This window comes from Streptomyces yaizuensis, assembly GCF_034961445.1.
Classification (GTDB): domain Bacteria; phylum Actinomycetota; class Actinomycetes; order Streptomycetales; family Streptomycetaceae; genus Streptomyces; species Streptomyces yaizuensis.
Genome location: NZ_BSBI01000002.1, coordinates 186,302 through 202,085 on the forward strand (window position 1 = coordinate 186,302; position 15,784 = coordinate 202,085).

The following is a 15,784-nucleotide window of genomic DNA, read 5'->3' on the forward strand; positions in this document are numbered from 1 at the left end:
CGATTGAGGCGCGGGGGCTCGGGGGCTGGCCCTCGACACGGGGCCGCACATGCCATGTGCCCGAGAACCTGTCCGCCCCTGCGGCGACCTGGGCAAAATTCAGCCTCGCCGGCGTTTGAGGCGCGGGGGTTTCGGGGGCTGGCCCCCGACGACCACCCGAGCGAATCCAGCCGGTCCGGCGTTTGAGGACGGACCAGGACCCTGCCCCGCCGCACAGGCGAACCTGCGGGTCCGTCGTCGGGGACCAGTCCCCGAACCCCTGCGCCTCAATCGCCGGCGGGGCTGGTTTTTGCCGGGTGATCGTCGGCGAGGCGGGTTTGTGCGGGTCAACGTTGACGGGGCGGGTTTGTGCGGGTCGACCCGGCCCGGGTGGTGGTGCGGGTTGGCGGGGCCTCCGGGCTCACCTCCTCGGGGTCGGCGAGCGTACTCACCAGGTTCAGTGCGGGTCGGCCTCCGCCGATCCCCTGCGGGGGCGACCCTGCACCCCCACCCACGGGCAAGAAGGGGGCGGCCGGTACCCCCGGGCGGGGGGAAGAAGGGTGCGGGACCCCGTACCGACGCGGGTTGGGCCACCGGGACCCCGGACGAGCGCCACGCACACGTACCGACACGGGTCGGACAGCGCGGGCCCGAGGACGATCGCACCCCACTCGTACCGACGCGGCCCGGGCAGGGCGGGCTCGGACGAGCGCCACGTCCCCCTATCGGCGCGGGTTGCGCAGCGCAAGGGCACCCCGGCGGGGCAGGGGACTAGGTTCTGTCCGGCGGATCATGGTCGGAGCCATAGGCGGATTGCTGCGGCGGTGACGGTGCCGTGGAAGACGTAGGCCCTTTTGTCGTAGCGGGTGGCGACGGCCCGGGAGTTCTTGAGCCGGTTGATCGTCCGCTCGACCTCGTTGCGGCGTTTGTAGAGGCCGGGGTCGAAGCCTGTGGGCCTGCCGCCCCTGCTGCCACGCCGTTTGCGGTTGGCCCGCTGGTCCTTCGGCTCCGGGATGGTGTGCTTGATCCGGCGTCTTCGCAGGTAGCTGCGGTTGCGGCGTGAGCTGTAGGCCTTGTCGCCGCCGAGGTGGTCCGGGCGGGTGCGGGGGTGGCCGCCCTGCGGGCGGGGGACACGGATCCGTTCGAGGACCCGGATCATCTGGGGCGCGTCGCCCCACTGCCCGGGTGTGACGAGGAAGGCCATAGGCCGGCATCCGCCTTCGCCGGCTAGATGGATCTTGCAGGTCAGGCCACCCCGGGACCGTCCGAGTCCTTCGTCGGGGCGGTGGTGCCGGGGCGTGGTCCTTTTTTCGGGATGCGCGGCTTCTTCTTCCGGGCTCCGGCCGCGTGCTGATGAGCACGGCAGGATGTCGAGTCGACGCCGACCATGCTCCAGTCGATCCGGCCCGCGAGGTCGGCGTCGGCCTGGACGGCACGCAGGACCCGGTCCCAGGTGCCGTCCGCCGACCAGCGCCGATGCCGCTCGTAAACGGTCTTCCAGCTGCCGAAACGCTCAGGAAGGTCCCGCCACGGTATGCCCGTCCGGACCCTGAACAGGATGCCGTTGACCACCCTGCGGTGATCGTTCCACCGCCCACCGCGCTGTCCCGATGCCGGCAGGTGCGGCTCCAGCCGCACCCACTCCGCGTTCGTCAGATCACCCCGCCCCATACCGGGCACAACGAGCAGACAGCCGACGAGTCACATGATCCACCGGACAGAACCTAGGCGTGAGTCCGGGCGAGGAGGGACGGGACTCCCGGCACCGCGAGGTGCCCCCGCAGCAGCGCACCCGTCACGTCCAGCGCGCAGCGTACCCGCGCGGACCGCACACCCCCGTCCAACAGGTCCAGCGCCCGGTGCGCCGCCACCGCCGCCTCGTCGGGCGCGGACGCGCGCGCCAGCGCGAGTGCCTGGTCGGCGCGGTAGAGCGCGAGGTTGCGGGTGAAGCGCGGGTCCTGGAGGTCGGCCGCGGCTGCCGCGTGGGCCGCCGCGGGCCGCCATGCGCCCAGGGCGGCGCGGCACTGTGACTGGAGGGATTCCAGTTCGGGGCGGCCGAAGAAGGACATCCAGGCGGGCGCGGGTGCCGTGGCGTCGCGTTCGAAGTGCCGGTGTGCCCGGTGCAGGGCCCGTTCGCAGGCGGGCCGGTCGCCGAGGCCCGCCCAGCCGGCGGCTTCCCGCAGGGCGAGGAGGGACAGGAGCTGGGGGGAGCCGAGGCCGCGGGCGGCCCGGGTGCCGGCCTGGGCGGCCCGGACGGCTTCCCGGTGGCGGCCGAGGTCCCGGGCGAGGAAGGAGGTGTTGGAGAAGGCGTGTGCTTCGAGGGCCCGGTCGCCCGCGGCCCGGGCGATCGCCAGCGCTTCGGCGTAGTGGGAGCGGGCTTCGTCGGGGCGGGCCGAGTCGTGGGCGAGCCAGCCGACGGAGAGGGCGAGTTCGCCCGTACCCGTGTGGAGTCGGGCGAGCGCGGCGCCGCGCCCCTTGCGGGGGCCGGACAGGCCCGTGTCGAGGAGTGCGTAGGCCGCCCGCAGGGGTTGCGCGGCCCGCCGGTGGAGTCCGTCGGCGCCGTGCCGGTCGTCGAGCAGGCGGATCCGGCGTACGGCGTCCTCGACGGCCGCCACTTCCGGCTCGCTGGCCCGCCGTGGGCCGCCGGAGCCGCGCAGGGCGTGGCCGAGGCCGTAGCCCAGCCCGAGTGACGCCCCCGCCATGCCGGCGACCGTCGCGGGGGCACCCGTCATGAACTCGCGACGCAACACTTCGCTCTCCTCGCCGCCCGGTCCGGTGGAGCCGCCGGCCGCGCCCCGGGCGGCCGGGTCGGGCCCGGTCCGGCGGCGCCCGCCGCCGCGTACCGTCTCGCGTGCCGTGAACCCCAGGTCCGCCGGCGTCAGCTCCGGGTACATATGACTGAATACCCGCTCGTAGGCGTAGTTAGGGCAGCGGATCTCACCGGACTCGACGCGTCCGATGTAGCGGGCGTCGCAGGAGACGTGCTCGCCGATCTCCCGGGCGGCCCGGCGCACCGCGATCGCGAACTCCCCGGGGGAGAGCTTGCCCCGCAGCCGCCGGAAGGCGGTGTTGGGCACGGGCCGCCGGTCGGGTGCGCCGGGGGGCGGGTCGGGGAGCGGGTCGGGGACGCCCGCCGGGCGTGCTGCCGGTGACTGGGACGACGACGTCATGGCCGGGCCCTCTCTCTGGCTCTGTGACGTTGGGGACGGGTGGTGCGGCCCATTCCCCCGACGGACTCGGGGCCGTACCGGGAGTCTGGCCGTGGAGGGGGCGCCGCGGCTTCGATCCGCCATGAAGTGCCACCGTTCGGGCGGCGTGGCGCCGTAGCCCTTGACGCGCCCGGCCCGTTGAACCCCGAGGGGGCCCGGTCCGTGTCCCCAGTCGAGTGAGATGAGGATTCCCGTGATGGAGGTCGGCATGGAGACCAGCGTCGGCGGCGTCCGGACGCCCACCGCACCAGTCGTGACCGCCGCACCCGCCGTGACCGCCCTGACCACCGCACCAGTCGTGACCGCCGCACCAGCCATGACCACCGCACCCGCTCCCGCCGCCGTGTGCCCCCCGGGGCCGGCCCGCGCCGCGCGGTGGACCACCCAGCCCACCACCGCCCGGCACCTGCCCACCCCGGACGGCAGCACTCCGCCGGCCGACTGCGTACCCGTCCGCTGCGACCTGGTCACCGTCCCCACCCGCCAGGGCCTCGAAGCCGTCGACATCCTCCGCCGTACCGCCGCTCCCGCCGTCGGCCCGGTGCTCCACGACGGCAGCGGCGCCACCCTCGGTTTCCTGGTGCCGCCCGGCACCGCCGCCGGCTGGGATCTGCCGGGCAGCGCCTGTACGCGGACCTGGGGCCGGGCCACCCGGCTCCCGGCCGCGCCGCCGGCGCACGGCTACGGCTGGCTGCTGCCGCCCGGTGACGGCGCCGGCCGCCGGGTCACCGACCCGGTGGCGCTGCGGAGGGCCCTCGGCGAGGCGGCCCGGCTGATCGAGGCCGCCGACAGCCGCCGCTAGCGGCACAGAGGCGCGGCCCACCACGACCCCGGCACCGGGAGCCGCCACCCCGGCTCCCGGTGCCGGTCACATCCGCCCCACCCGGCACACAGTCCCCGGTGCCGCCGATAATGGGCCCATGGCGAAGAGCAAGCGGCGGCGCACCGGGGGACCCGACCCCGTGGTCGTTCCCGTCGACGGCGGAACGGCCGAGCTGATACCCGACCCCGACCACCCCCGGGGCTGGACCCTGCTCATCGACTCCGCGCCGCAGTCCCATGTCGACCTGGACGACCCGGCCCGGCTCACCTTCGCCTACCAACGGCGCCTGGGCCATGTCATCGACCTGACCGCCCCGGCCGGCCGCCCGCTGCACGCCGTCCACCTCGGCGGCGGCGCCTTCACCCTCGCCCGGTACATCGCCGCCACCCGCCCCCGCTCCACCCAGCAGATCGTCGAAGTCGACGCGGCCCTGGTGCGGTTGGTACGGGAGCATCTGCCGCTCGACCCGGGCGCCCGGATCCGGGTCCGCGCCCTGGACGCGCGCGCCGGGCTCGCCAAGGTCCCCGACGGCTGGGCCGACCTGGTCGTCGCGGACGTGTTCAGCGGCGCCCGCACCCCCGCCCATCTCACCAGCGCCGAGTTCCTGGGCGAGGTCCGCCGGGTGCTGGCGCCGGGCGGCCGGTACGCGGCCAATCTCACCGACGGCCCCCCGCTGGCGCATATCCGCGCCCAGGTCGCCACCGCCGCCGCCGTCTTCCCCGAACTGGCGCTCGCCGCCGACCCGGCGGTCCTGCGCGGCAAGCGCTTCGGCAACGCCGTCCTGGTCGCGTCGGACGCCCCGCTGCCCGTCGCCGAGCTGACCCGCAGGGTGGCGGGCGACCCGCACCCCGGGCGGGTCGAACACGGCAGCGCCCTGCGGGACTTCACCGGGGGCGCCGCCGTCGTCACCGACGCGAGCGCCCGGCCCTCGCCCGCGCCCCCGCCGACCGCCTTCGACCGCTGACCCGCGCGCCGGTCCGGGCCGGTCAGGTCAGGTCCAAAAAGGGCCGCTCAGGTCTTGTGGAACTCCACCGTCGGCGGCTTGGCCGGGGCCCACGTACAGAAGACCGAGTCCTCGCGCCCGTCCTTCGTGAACGTGACCCGGATCCACCAGTCCTGCTTCCAGACCTGCATGCCCCAGCCCGGCTTCGGTGTCGACAGCGCCAGGGACGCCGAGGTCTCGCCGATGTTGAACACCACCCTGCCGCCGTCCACGTTGTACGCCCGCGCCCCGGTGCCCGTCACGGGCGGCGGCCCGCTGCTCGTCGAGGCCATCGGCGTCTTGGTGCCGGCCGGGGGAGTCGTGCCCGTGGACGGCTTCGGCACCGGCTCCCCGGCGATACCGGTCACCGACCCCGAACCGCCCCCGGACGTCCCCGACGACGACCGGGTGGAATCCGCGTGGTCCATCTTCGGCCCCGGACTGCGGGGCCGCATCGTGGACGACGTCCTCGGCTCCGGCCGGTCCTCGTCGCGATCGTCGTCCCCACTGATCGGCAGCGCCCGAGGACGGTCGTACGCGGTTCCGGACATCACCGAGTGGACTCCCCACCAGGACAGCGTCACCGCGGCTCCGGTGGCCATCGTCCACGCCATGGCATGTACAAGTCCTCTACGCATCAGCCCCATACTGCACCACACGCACCAGAGTTGTCCCTGACGGGATCCGGCTGTTCCGGATTGTGAGCGGTCGGCCCCGGAACGCGACCCGGGTACTCCGAATGGCGTACGGTGCCGCCCATGGCACGAGTGCTCGTGGTCGAGGACGACCAGTTCGTACGCTCCGCCCTCATCCGGCACCTGACCGAGGCGGCCCACACGGTCCGGAGCGTCGGCACGGCCCTGGAGGCGCTGCGGGAGGTGGCTCATTTCCAGTTCGACGTGGTCATTCTCGACCTCGGACTGCCCGACCTGGACGGTTCGGAGGCGCTGAAGATGCTCCGCGGCATCACCGACGTCCCCGTGATCATCGCGACGGCGCGGGACGACGAGACCGAGATCGTCCGCCTGCTCAACGACGGCGCCGACGACTACCTCACCAAACCCTTCTCCGTGGAACACCTCTCCGCCCGGATGGCCGCCGTGCTGCGCCGCGCCCGCGTCTCCGGCGGCCAGGACCCCTCGCCCCGGGTGATCCGGGTCGGCGGCCTCGCCATCGACCCGCTGCGCCGGCAGGCCGAACTCGACGGTGTACGGCTCGATCTGACCCGGCGTGAATTCGACCTGCTCACCTTTCTCGCCGGGCGGCCCGGTGTGGTCGTCCCCCGCAGGGAGCTGCTGGCCGAGGTCTGGCAGCAGAGCTACGGCGACGACCAGACGATCGACGTCCATCTGAGCTGGCTGCGGCGGAAGCTCGGGGAGACGGCGGCCCGGCCGCGCTATCTGCACACCCTCCGCGGCGTCGGAGTGAAACTCGAACCGCCCAGCGGTTCCCCGACCGGACACCCCCGAGGACAGCACAGATGAGATGGGCCCTGGTCAAGGTCTGCCTGGCCGTCACCGCGATGGTGGTCGTGGCGTTCGCCGTCCCGCTGGGACTCGTCATCAAGGAGATGGCCCGGGACCGCGCGTTCACCAACGCCGAGCGGCACGCCGCCACCGTCGGCCCCGCCCTGTCCATCACCGACGACCGGTCGAAGCTGGAGCTGGCGATCACGTCGACCCAGGCGTGGGAGGACCGGCGGCTCGCCGTCCACATCCCCGCGGACGTGCCGGACGGCGAACCCATCGACATCGGCACGCTCCGGGTGGCCCCCGAGGAGCTGGCGGCCGTCCAGGACGACCACGCCCAGGGCGTCACGATGGAGGTCGACGACGGCTGGGTGCTGGTCCAGCCCACCGGCATCAGCACCGGGCAGATCGCGCTGGTGGAGGTCTTCATCCCGGACGACGAGGTCTCCCGGGGGGTGACCACCGCCTGGCTGGTGCTCGCGGGCGTCGGCGTCGCGCTGATCGTGGGCTCGGTCGCGGTCGCCGACCGGCTCGGCGTACGGATGGTCCAGCCCGCCCAGCGGCTCGCGGGCGCCGCCCACGAGCTGGGCGAGGGCAGCCTGGGGGTCAGGGTCCCCGAGGAGGGCCCGGCGGAGCTGCGGTCGGCCGCGACCGCCTTCAACGCCATGGCCGACCAGGTGGTCCAGCTCCTCGCCAATGAACGGGAGCTGGCCGCCGACCTCTCCCACCGGCTCCGCACCCCGCTGACGGTGCTCCGGCTCAACGCGGCCTCGCTGGGCGAGGGCCCGGCGGCCGACCAGACGCGGGCCGCCGTGGAGCAGCTGGAGCGCGAGGTCGACACGATCATCCGGACCGCCCGGGAGGCCAAGCCGCAGACCACCGCGGTGGGCCCCGGGGCGGGCTGCGACGCCTCCGAGGTGGTCCGGGAGCGGATGGAGTTCTGGTCGGCGCTGGCGGAGGACGAGGGCCGCAAGGTCCGTCTGGCGGGGGTCGAACGGCCCGTGCGCATCCCGGTGGGCCGCCCCGAGCTGGTGGCCGCGCTGGACGCGCTGCTGGGGAACGTCTTCCGGCACACCGCCGAGGGCACGGCCTTCTCCGTCGACGTCCACAACGGCGACGACGCGGTGATCATCCTGGTCTCCGACGCGGGCCCGGGGATCGCCGACCCGGAGGCGGCGATGGCCCGGGGCCACAGCAACGGCCGGGACGGCTCCACCGGGCTGGGCCTGGACATCGTGCGCCGGGTCGCGGAGTCCACCGGCGGCGACGTCCGGATCGGCAGCTCGGTCCTGGGCGGTACGGAGGTACGGGTCTGGCTGGGCCTCGATCCGCGCGGCGCGGACGCGGCCGAGCGCCGCAGGGGCCACCGGGGCGGCGAGCGCCGGCGCCCCCGGGTCCCGGCCCGCTCGCGCGGGGCCCTCTGAGGCCCGCTGCCGGGAGCCCCGTGGCGGCACCGGGTGCCGTGGGTGCCGCCCGATACCGGCTCCGGGTTAATACCGTCCGATGTCCGCCTTAACTCCACCCTAAATATGGCGCCGGCCGCCATGAATGTTCCTTTTGCCGGGAGCGGGGTGGATAAGGTGCAGGCATGCCCACTTCCGGTGTCCCCACCCGGACCCAGGAGTGGGCCCCTCGGCGAATTCCACCCCCCACCCGCGCGTCCCGGTCGGCCCCCCAATCCGACCGGGACGCGCTGTTTTCCCCGCCTTTCGCGCTCTCGTATGTCCTGTGGTGCCCTTGTGCACTGTTTCCGGATTTTCCCGGTTTATTCGAGAAGTGCGAGAGGCGCGAGATGCACGAGGGACGGGAGAGGTGTGAGGGATGCGAGAGGCAGGTTATGGGTGAACGGGGCGACACGTCCCGCACGGGCCCGGGGAGCCGCCGGCGGCCGGGCATACGCCAAGGGCCCCAGTCTTCCGACCGGGGCCCTTGGTCCAACAGGGTGAGTGACGGGACTCGAACCCGCGGCATCCTGGACCACAACCAGGTGCTCTACCAACTGAGCTACACCCACCATGACCGGTCGTTTTCCCGACCGGCCGAGAAGAAGTCTACAGGGTCCGGGAGGGTGCTCGCGCCACCCTTTCGAGGGCGGTCCGCGCGGGCGCCCCTCCCGGCCCCCGGGCCGTCACTCCGCGGGGAGCACGTGCCGTGCAGCGATGGTCCGAGCGGTCTCCGAGTCCGGCCCGGGCGCCGGCACGAAGACGGCCTCCCGGTAGTAGCGCAGCTCCGCGATGGACTCGCGGATGTCCGCCAGCGCCCGGTGGTTCCCGCTCTTCTCCGGGCTGTTGAAGTACGCCCGCGGATACCAGCGGCGGGCCAGCTCCTTCACCGAGGAGACATCCACGATCCGGTAGTGCAGATACCCCTCCAGGCCGGGCATGTCACGGGAGAGGAAGCCACGGTCCGTGCCCACCGAGTTCCCGCACAGCGGCGCCTTGCCGGGCTCCTTCACATGCTCGCGGATGTACGCCAGCACCTGTTCCTCGGCGGCGGCGAGGGTGGTGCCGCCCGCCAGCTCGTCGAGGAGGCCCGAGGCGGTGTGCATCTGCCGCACCACCTCGGGCATCGTCTCCAGGGCCGCGTCCGGGGGGCGGATCACGATGTCCACCCCGTCGCCGAGCACATTCAGTTCCGAGTCGGTGACCAGGGCGGCCACCTCGATCAGTGCGTCGTCCGTCAGCGAGAGCCCGGTCATCTCGCAGTCGATCCACACCATACGGTCGTTCATGCGACTACCTTATGGCGCGCTCCGCTGTCCGGGCAGGCTGGGACGGCCGTGGCCCGCCACATAGGCTCCGGATGGCGGTTTCCCCAGCTCAGGCGGTACGGACGAGGGCCCTGTCGGGACCCCGGGGGTACGTCTCGCCTGCACCGGGACCACCGAGTCCACCAGGGACACCGGGGCGGTGTCGCCGCCCTGGGGCCTGCGGACCCGGTAGGCCGCCCGATAGGCCGCCGGGGAGGACCCCAGCTGCCGGCGGAAGTGGCCGCGCAGGGCCACCGGGGACCGGAAGCCGCAGCGTCCGGCGACCTCGTCCACGGAGTAGTCCGAGGTCTCCAGCAGCCGCTGCGCCTGGAGCACCCGCTGGGTGATCAGCCACTGGAGCGGCGCACTGCCGGTGAGTGAGCGGAATCGCCGGTCGAAGGTCCGTCGGCTCATGTACGCCCTGGCCGCCAGCGTCTCCACGTCGAACTGCTCGTGAAGATGCTCCAGCGCCCAGGAGACGACCTCGGCCAACGGGTCCGACCCGATTTCCTCCGGTAAAGACCTGTCCAGATAGCGCTCCTGACCGCCGCTGCGCCGCGGCGGGACGACCAGCCTGCGGGCGAGCGCCCCGGCGGCCTCCGTGCCGTGGTCGGTGCGCACGATGTGCAGGCAGAGGTCGATGCCCGCCGCCGTGCCGGCCGAGGTGAGCACGTCGCCGTCGTCGACGAACAGCTCCCTCGGGTCGACATGGACGGACGGATACCGCTTCGCCAGCGTGGGCGCGTACATCCAGTGCGTGGTCGCGGGCCGGCCGTCCAGCAGTCCGGCGGCCGCGAGGACGAACGCCCCGGTGCACAGTCCGACTATCCGTGCTCCCTCCTCGTGCGCCCGGCGCAGTGCGTCGAGCGCCTCCGGCGGTGGCGGTGATGTGATCGACCGCCAGGCCGGTACGACGACCGTGCCCGCCCTGCCGATGGCCTCCAGGCCGTACGGCGCGGTCAGTTCCAGGCCGCCGGTGGTCCGCAGCGGTCCCTCCTCGCCCGCGCAGACGAGCAGGCGGTAGCGAGGAACTCCGGCGTCCTGGCGGTCGATCCCGAACACCGAGAGCGGAATGGAACTCTCAAAAATGGGGCCGCCACTGAAGAGCAGCACGGCGACGACTTCCCGGCGCCTGCGCCCCGAGAGCTTCCGTGCTGTCTCCGGTGCGGCGGAGTCCTGACTCATGACGCTAAGCCCCCCTCGGTATTCGCGTCTCCCCGTTCGTTTCGGGCCTTTCGCTCCTGCACGTTTCCCCTCGGTTTTGCACGAGTTACGAGCCTTCGATACTCAAGATCGAATCTACTGTGTCCCGTGACGCCGCCGTGACAAGTTCGGCATGCCCCGCTATGTCTGCATGAGAACTTGGCGCGAAGCATTCGATCACGAAGCGTTCCACTCGCGGGCCCCGCAGGGAAGTCCGCCTTCCGCGCATGGCCCGTCCCCATAGGGTGCGGGGGACGCCATGACCCCTTCCCTTCCAGGTGACAAGGGGGTAGGCAGGCCATTTGGCCAAGGGATGGGTACCAGCGAGAAGTTGGCTGAAATTATACGGGTGCGTGCGTGCGAATGGGTCAGTCGCGCGGGGTGGGTCCGGTCCCGTCGCGGCCCGTGCGGCGCGGCGCGGGGGACCCCCGGGCCCTGCGGTGCCGTCCGCTCTCCCCGCTCCCGGGGCCCCTCGGGGCCCGCGCGGCGGCCCGCTCCCTCGCGCGCGCCAGGGCCGCCCCGCGCTCCGCGTGCCGCAGTACCGCGCGGCAGACGGCGGTCAGGGCGGCGAGGCAGAGCCCGGCCACCACGGCCTCGCCGGGCGGGTGTCCGAAGGCGGCGAGCACCACGGGGACGAGCAGCGAGCCGGCGGCCGCCCAGCGGATCAGCTCCCCGACCGGGTCGGCGCCGGTACTCCCACCGGCCCGGCCGGTGGGGACGGATCCGGCCGGGGCCGGGGCGCCGCGCAGGGGTCCGCGGGCACGGGCACGGGGGTACGGGGGCGGTGGCGCGGGCACGGAGACTCCCTCGGGACGCGGGGTGACCGAGGTGCCAACGAGGAATGAAGCCTTCCGGTCACTGCGGCACGGAGTGCCGCACGACGGCCCGGGGACCCGCCGGATACGGCCGGACCGCGACGGCCCGGCGCAGGCCGCCGGGACGGCCCCGGCCCCCGGCCCCGGGTGCCGCGACCCGCTCCCGGGGCGTGTGCTGCTTTGCCACCGTGATCCTTCCCCCGGCCGGATGCCGCCGGGGGACGGTGGCGGCCCCCCGCGGGGCGCGCGCCCGGCGCGGGGCCGCAGGGGCCGCCCTGGCGGCCTCGGGGCGCCTTCGGGCCGGTCGGGCCCGCCGGGGGCCGGGGGCGCTCCCGTACGGCTGTACGCACCATGCGGCATTGCCATCCGTCACGACCTCAGGCATGCTCCCTGGAACGTCCGATTGGGCCGACCGGCCCTTGGGCAGGAGAGGGGTGTCGCCGTACCCTTACGGGTAGGGCCAGGGAAGATGTTTCCCGGACACCGCATCGTTCGCCATGTCGTTCCCTCCACCGAGGACTTCCTTCGCCGAGACACCGATGGCAGGTCACGAGATCCCCGAACCCGAAGGCCGCAAGCAGACAGCCGATCCCACGGCGGAACTGCGGGCGGCGGAAGAATCACGCCATGCGTGCGATCCGGCCTTCCGGCACGGCGTCGTGGTCGGTTTCGACGGATCGACCTCCAGTGAGCGTGCGCTCGCGTACGCCATCGGGATGGCCCGGCGCTCCGGCTCCGGTCTGATCATCGTCCATGTCGCCAACCGGCTGCCCACCACCGTCTGGGCGGGGTGCGAGCCGCCCGTCTTCGTCGACGTCCCCGACCACCGCACCGAGGTGCTGGGGCTTGAGCTGGCCTGCGCGGACTATCTCGCCGAGGTCCCCTGGATCCTGGTCGAGCGCGGTGGCGACATCTGCCATGAACTGGAGGAGGTCGGCCGGGAGTACTCGGCCGACGCGATCGTGGTCGGCTCCACCCACGGCCTCGTGGGGCGGATGTTCGGCTCGGTGGCGGGCCGTCTCGCCCGGCGGGCCAAGCGGCCCGTCGTCGTCATCCCCTGAGGCCCCTGAGGCCCCTGAGGCACCGCAGGCCCCTCGGGCACCCGGTGCCCTGAACGCCGCTGATGCCCGGGGCACCTGACGGCCGGTCAACCGCCCCCGTACCCACCCACCCGCGACAGCCCGGCGGTGCCCCCGCGGCCGCCGCGGGGGCACCACCCGGACGGGCTACTCGACCGTGACGGACTTCGCCAGGTTCCGCGGCTTGTCGATGTCCCGGCCCATGGCCAGCGCCGTGTGGTAGGCGAAGAGCTGGAGCGGGATGCCCATCAGGATCGGGTCCAGCTCGTTCTCGTTCTTCGGCACGACGATCGTGTGGTCGGCCTTCTCCTGCTCCCGGTGGGCCACCGCGAGGATCCGGCCGCTGCGGGCCTTGATCTCCTCCAGGGCCGCCCGGTTCTTCTCCAGCAGATCGTCGTCCGGCACGATCGCCACGGTCGGCAGCGCCGGCTCGATCAGCGCCAGCGGGCCGTGCTTCAGCTCGGACGCCGGGTACGCCTCGGCGTGGATGTAGGAGATCTCCTTGAGCTTCAGCGACGCCTCCAGCGCCACCGGGTAGCCGCGCACCCGGCCGATGAACATCATCGACTGGGCCCCGGCGTACTCCTCCGCCAGCTTCTTGATGTCGTCCTCGGCGGCCAGGATCTCGCCGATCTGCTCCGGCAGCCGGCGCAGGCCCTCGATGATCCGGCGGCCCTCGGAGACGGAGAGGTCGCGGATGCGGCCCAGGTGCAGCGCGAGCAGCGCGAAGGCGACGACGGTGTTGGTGAAGCACTTGGTGGAGACCACGCAGACCTCGGGCCCGGCGTGCACATAGGTGCCGCCGTCGGCCTCGCGGGCGATGGCGGAGCCGACCACGTTGACCACGCCCAGCACCCGGGCGCCCTTGCGCTTCAGCTCCTGGACGGCGGCGAGCACGTCGTAGGTCTCGCCGGACTGGGAGACGGCGATGTAGAGGGTGTCGGGGTCGACGACCGGGTTGCGGTAGCGGAACTCGGACGCGGGCTCGGCGTCCGCCGGGATCCGCGCCAGCGACTCGATCAGCCCGGCGCCGATCATTCCGGCGTGGTACGAGGTGCCGCAGCCGAGGATCTTCACCCGGCGGATGGAGCGGGCCTCACGGGCGTCCAGGTTGAGGCCGCCGAGGTGCACGGTGGAGAACCGGTCGTCGATCCGGCCGCGCAGCACGCGGTCGACGGCCTCCGGCTGCTCGGAGATCTCCTTGTGCATGTAGGTGTCGTGGCCGCCCATGTCGTACGACTCGGCCTCCCACTCCACGGTGGTCGGCGTGGCGGTCGTGGTGGAGCCCTCGGTGGTGTACGTGCGGAAGTCGTCGGCCTTGAGGGTGGCCATCTCGCCGTCGTCCAGGGTGACGATCTGGCGGGTGTGGGTGATCAGCGCGGCCACGTCGGAGGCGACGAACATCTCCTTCTCGCCGATGCCGAGGACGACGGGGGAGCCGTTGCGGGCGACGACGATCCGGTCGTTGAAGTCGGCGTGCATCACGGCGATGCCGTAGGTGCCCTCGACCACCTTGAGGGCGTGCCGGACCTTCTCCTCCAGGGTCGCGGCGGCCGAGCGGGCGATCAGGTGGGTCAGGACCTCGGTGTCGGTCTCCGAGGCGAAGACGACGCCCTCGGCCTCCAGGCGGGCGCGCAGCTCGGAGGCGTTGTCGATGATGCCGTTGTGGACGACGGCGACCTCGCCGCCGGTGGAGAGGTGGGGGTGGGCGTTCTCGTCGCTGGGGGCGCCGTGGGTGGCCCAGCGGGTGTGGGCGATGCCGGTGGTGCCGGCGAAACGCTTGGGGACGCGGGCCTCCAGCTCGCGGACCCGGCCCTTGGCCTTGACCATCCGCAGTCCGGTGGCCTTGGGGCTGGTGATCACCAGGCCGGCGGAGTCGTACCCCCGGTACTCCAGCCGCTGGAGCCCCTCCAGGAGCAGCGGCGCCACATCCCGCTTACCGATATATCCGACAATTCCGCACATAAGCTCTGCCCCTCCGTGGATCGACGCGGATCGTTGAGGGCGATCGCGTCGTTCAGGTCATTCGGTTCGCCGGCCGCGGCCGGTCTTTTCGCAACGCCCGGTCGCCCGGTCAGCCGTAGACGATGCGGCGCAGCTGCCGGAGCGACAGCTCCGGAGGCGCCACGGCGCGGTGCGGCAGCTCGGCCGCGATCCGGTCGAAGATCTCCGCGTTCGCCAGCCCGCCGGACTGGAGTTCCCGGTGGCGGCGGCGGACGTAGTCCTCGGTCCGTTCGTCGAAGTACGCCAGCACGTCCAGCACCACCCGGGCCGCCTCCCCGCGCCGGAGCGCGGTGCTGCGGACCAGGTGGTCTATGAGGTCGTCGGGCGGGGGCGCCATGGCTGCCGCGGACGCCGGGGGCGCCGAGGGTGCGGCGGGTGCCAGGGGCGCCCCGGGCGACGGACGACCGGGCCGGTGTTGTTCGAGCACTCAACGATATTGAGCCCCGAATCGGGGTTATGCAAGAATCCTGCCCGATTCCGGGCAGGATTCGACCTCAGAGGCGGGCCAGGATCGCCTGTTTGGCCGTGCTGAACTCCTCGTCGGTGAGAATCCCACTGCGGTGCAGCTCCCCCAGCTCCCGCAGCCGGCGCAGCAGCGCGTCCGGGTCCTCGGCCCCCGCCGGTGCGTCGGCGGACCGCGGCGCGGCGGGCAGCACGGCCGCGGGCCCGCTCCTGGCACCCCCGTACGGATGCGGCAGCCGGGCCACCACGGCGGCCGCCACCAGCGCCATCAGCGGGTCCTTGCGGAATCCCCACAGCTCCACGGCGTGCGGGTCGTACTTGGGCGGGGCGGTCGTCGCCGACCGGGTCACCGTGAACCGCAGATAGCCGCTGTCGAGCCCCGACGACGGCAGCCACTCGACGGCCTCCACGTCCTCCACGGCGATGGTCCTCGGCCCGCCCGACGCCTTGGACTCCTGCGTCTTCCAGTTCCAGGTGAGCTTGATCTGCTCCCCGTCGAAGGCGATGGTGCCGTCGCCCGCGCCCACCGTGATCGGCAGCGACGGCCCCGGCAGAAGATAGCGGTCGGCCGGATCGGCGGAGACCTGCTCCAGCATCAGCGCCTGGCGCACGGCGTCCACGAAGTACTCGGCGGTGCCGGTGCGGTCGGCCTCCACCGCCAGCTGGTACGGGTCCGAGCCGTCCGGCAGATTGCTCCCGGTGATCTGGAGCAGCGGATCGGCCCCGTTGCGCAGCCGCAGCCGCAGCCGGCCGCTCTTCTTCCCCGGCTCGAACGACACCCCCGCCAGGGCCTCCAGCGGCACGGCCAGCTCCCCGAGGGTCCTGCGGAGCAGACCCACCGCCTTGTCGGAGCCGGGCACCACCCGCACGGTCTCCCCGTCGAAGGTCCAGGTGCCGTCCTTCTGGATGATTTCTGCCATGAAGGGATTCTTTCACCCCTTCGGCTGACATGCCGCTGCCCGCGTTCGACGGATCACGAACGCGGGCGGCGGAAGCGGACGGGCGCGTAC

General features: G+C 73.0%; 16 protein-coding genes and 1 tRNA gene. 6 read left to right on the top strand and 11 right to left on the bottom strand.

From position 1 onward, the window contains the following. Nucleotides 1–769: 769 nt before the first annotated feature. Both SYYSPA8_RS04725 and SYYSPA8_RS04730 read right to left on the bottom strand, forming a co-directional pair. Nucleotides 770–1,650, bottom strand: a protein-coding gene (locus tag SYYSPA8_RS04725; RefSeq protein WP_323445664.1) for an IS5 family transposase whose coding sequence is annotated in 2 segments (ribosomal slippage) — nt 770–1,290 and nt 1,290–1,650 — 882 coding nt in all. Because the reading frame shifts where the segments join, the coding sequence is not laid out codon by codon here. Nucleotides 1,651–1,703: 53 nt separating this feature from the next. Beyond that, nucleotides 1,704–3,149 (bottom strand): tetratricopeptide repeat protein, encoded by a 1,446-nt coding sequence (locus tag SYYSPA8_RS04730; protein WP_323445665.1) that lies wholly within the window; start codon nt 3,147–3,149, stop codon nt 1,704–1,706. A gap of 445 nt (nt 3,150–3,594) precedes the next feature. Between SYYSPA8_RS04730 and SYYSPA8_RS04735 the strand changes: the two genes are divergently transcribed. After that, nucleotides 3,595–3,990, top strand: coding sequence for a hypothetical protein (locus SYYSPA8_RS04735; protein ID WP_323446305.1), 396 nt, complete (start codon nt 3,595–3,597; stop codon nt 3,988–3,990). 118 nt (nt 3,991–4,108) lie between these two features. Further along, entirely contained in the window at nt 4,109–4,975 is an 867-nt protein-coding gene (locus SYYSPA8_RS04740; RefSeq protein WP_323445666.1) for a spermidine synthase, read from the top strand. Nucleotides 4,976–5,022: 47 nt separating this feature from the next. Here the strand turns inward: SYYSPA8_RS04740 and SYYSPA8_RS04745 are convergent, their stop codons facing one another. After that, a complete protein-coding gene (locus tag SYYSPA8_RS04745; RefSeq protein WP_323445667.1) occupies nt 5,023–5,211 on the bottom strand; it encodes a hypothetical protein in 189 nt (62 codons plus the stop codon). On the opposite strand from SYYSPA8_RS04745, the gene SYYSPA8_RS04750 reads away from it, so the two are divergent. From SYYSPA8_RS04750 to SYYSPA8_RS04760, 3 genes are all read left to right on the top strand, one after another. Further along, a complete protein-coding gene (locus SYYSPA8_RS04750; RefSeq protein WP_323445668.1) occupies nt 5,198–5,671 on the top strand; it encodes a hypothetical protein in 474 nt (157 codons plus the stop codon). The genes SYYSPA8_RS04745 and SYYSPA8_RS04750 overlap by 14 nt on opposite strands. 80 nt (nt 5,672–5,751) lie before the next feature. Beyond that, nucleotides 5,752–6,477 (top strand): response regulator transcription factor, encoded by a 726-nt coding sequence (locus SYYSPA8_RS04755; RefSeq protein WP_323445669.1) that lies wholly within the window; start codon nt 5,752–5,754, stop codon nt 6,475–6,477. Next, nucleotides 6,474–7,886, top strand: coding sequence for a sensor histidine kinase (locus SYYSPA8_RS04760; RefSeq protein ID WP_323445670.1), 1,413 nt, complete (start codon nt 6,474–6,476; stop codon nt 7,884–7,886). Before SYYSPA8_RS04755 ends, SYYSPA8_RS04760 begins: the two co-directional genes overlap by 4 nt. Before the next feature lie 517 nt (nt 7,887–8,403). On the opposite strand, the gene SYYSPA8_RS04765 is transcribed toward SYYSPA8_RS04760, so the two are convergent. The 5 genes from SYYSPA8_RS04765 to SYYSPA8_RS04785 all read right to left on the bottom strand — a co-directional run bounded on the left by SYYSPA8_RS04765 (nt 8,404) and on the right by SYYSPA8_RS04785 (nt 11,416). Continuing rightward, nucleotides 8,404–8,476 (bottom strand) — tRNA-His (locus SYYSPA8_RS04765). Between the two features lie 114 nt (nt 8,477–8,590). After that, nucleotides 8,591–9,193, bottom strand: a complete 603-nt coding sequence (orn, locus tag SYYSPA8_RS04770) for an oligoribonuclease (RefSeq protein WP_323445671.1) — start codon at nt 9,191–9,193, stop codon at nt 8,591–8,593. 9 nt (nt 9,194–9,202) lie between these two features. Beyond that, nucleotides 9,203–10,396 carry a GlxA family transcriptional regulator gene (locus SYYSPA8_RS04775; RefSeq protein WP_323445672.1) on the bottom strand — a complete coding sequence of 398 codons (1,194 nt, stop codon included), beginning with the start codon at nt 10,394–10,396 and terminating at the stop codon, nt 9,203–9,205. 386 nt (nt 10,397–10,782) lie between these two features. Continuing rightward, a complete protein-coding gene (locus SYYSPA8_RS04780; RefSeq protein WP_323445673.1) occupies nt 10,783–11,211 on the bottom strand; it encodes a hypothetical protein in 429 nt (142 codons plus the stop codon). Between the two features lie 58 nt (nt 11,212–11,269). After that, complete coding sequence (locus tag SYYSPA8_RS04785; protein ID WP_323445674.1) at nt 11,270–11,416, bottom strand: hypothetical protein; 147 nt, start codon at nt 11,414–11,416, stop codon at nt 11,270–11,272. A 352-nt stretch (nt 11,417–11,768) separates the two neighbouring features. On the opposite strand from SYYSPA8_RS04785, the gene SYYSPA8_RS04790 reads away from it, so the two are divergent. Then, nucleotides 11,769–12,290, top strand: a complete 522-nt coding sequence (locus tag SYYSPA8_RS04790; protein WP_323445675.1) for a universal stress protein — start codon at nt 11,769–11,771, stop codon at nt 12,288–12,290. Between the two features lie 165 nt (nt 12,291–12,455). Here SYYSPA8_RS04790 and glmS read toward each other — a convergent pair whose 3' ends face one another. From glmS to SYYSPA8_RS04805, 3 genes are all read right to left on the bottom strand, one after another. Further along, nucleotides 12,456–14,273, bottom strand: coding sequence for a glutamine--fructose-6-phosphate transaminase (isomerizing) (gene glmS / locus SYYSPA8_RS04795; protein ID WP_323445676.1), 1,818 nt, complete (start codon nt 14,271–14,273; stop codon nt 12,456–12,458). 109 nt (nt 14,274–14,382) lie between these two features. Beyond that, entirely contained in the window at nt 14,383–14,649 is a 267-nt protein-coding gene (locus SYYSPA8_RS04800) for a hypothetical protein (RefSeq protein ID WP_323445677.1), read from the bottom strand. Between the two features lie 157 nt (nt 14,650–14,806). Next, nucleotides 14,807–15,694: a DUF4429 domain-containing protein gene (locus SYYSPA8_RS04805; protein ID WP_323445678.1), complete on the bottom strand. Its 888-nt coding sequence runs from the start codon at nt 15,692–15,694 to the stop codon at nt 14,807–14,809. Nucleotides 15,695–15,784: the final 90 nt, after the last annotated feature.

Bases quoted from the DNA above. Each gene is read 5' to 3' on its own strand.
- SYYSPA8_RS04730 (WP_323445665.1), bottom strand. From the start codon at position 3,149: ATGACGTCGTCGTCCCAGTCACCGGCAGCACGCCCGGCGGGCGTCCCC.
- SYYSPA8_RS04740 (WP_323445666.1), top strand. From the start codon at position 4,109: ATGGCGAAGAGCAAGCGGCGGCGCACCGGGGGACCCGACCCCGTGGTC.
- SYYSPA8_RS04750 (WP_323445668.1), top strand. From the start codon at position 5,198: ATGTTGAACACCACCCTGCCGCCGTCCACGTTGTACGCCCGCGCCCCG.
- SYYSPA8_RS04755 (WP_323445669.1), top strand. From the start codon at position 5,752: ATGGCACGAGTGCTCGTGGTCGAGGACGACCAGTTCGTACGCTCCGCC.
- SYYSPA8_RS04760 (WP_323445670.1), top strand. From the start codon at position 6,474: ATGAGATGGGCCCTGGTCAAGGTCTGCCTGGCCGTCACCGCGATGGTG.
- orn (WP_323445671.1), bottom strand. From the start codon at position 9,193: ATGAACGACCGTATGGTGTGGATCGACTGCGAGATGACCGGGCTCTCG.
- SYYSPA8_RS04775 (WP_323445672.1), bottom strand. From the start codon at position 10,396: ATGAGTCAGGACTCCGCCGCACCGGAGACAGCACGGAAGCTCTCGGGG.
- SYYSPA8_RS04790 (WP_323445675.1), top strand. From the start codon at position 11,769: ATGGCAGGTCACGAGATCCCCGAACCCGAAGGCCGCAAGCAGACAGCC.
- glmS (WP_323445676.1), bottom strand. From the start codon at position 14,273: ATGTGCGGAATTGTCGGATATATCGGTAAGCGGGATGTGGCGCCGCTG.
- SYYSPA8_RS04800 (WP_323445677.1), bottom strand. From the start codon at position 14,649: ATGGCGCCCCCGCCCGACGACCTCATAGACCACCTGGTCCGCAGCACC.
- SYYSPA8_RS04805 (WP_323445678.1), bottom strand. From the start codon at position 15,694: ATGGCAGAAATCATCCAGAAGGACGGCACCTGGACCTTCGACGGGGAG.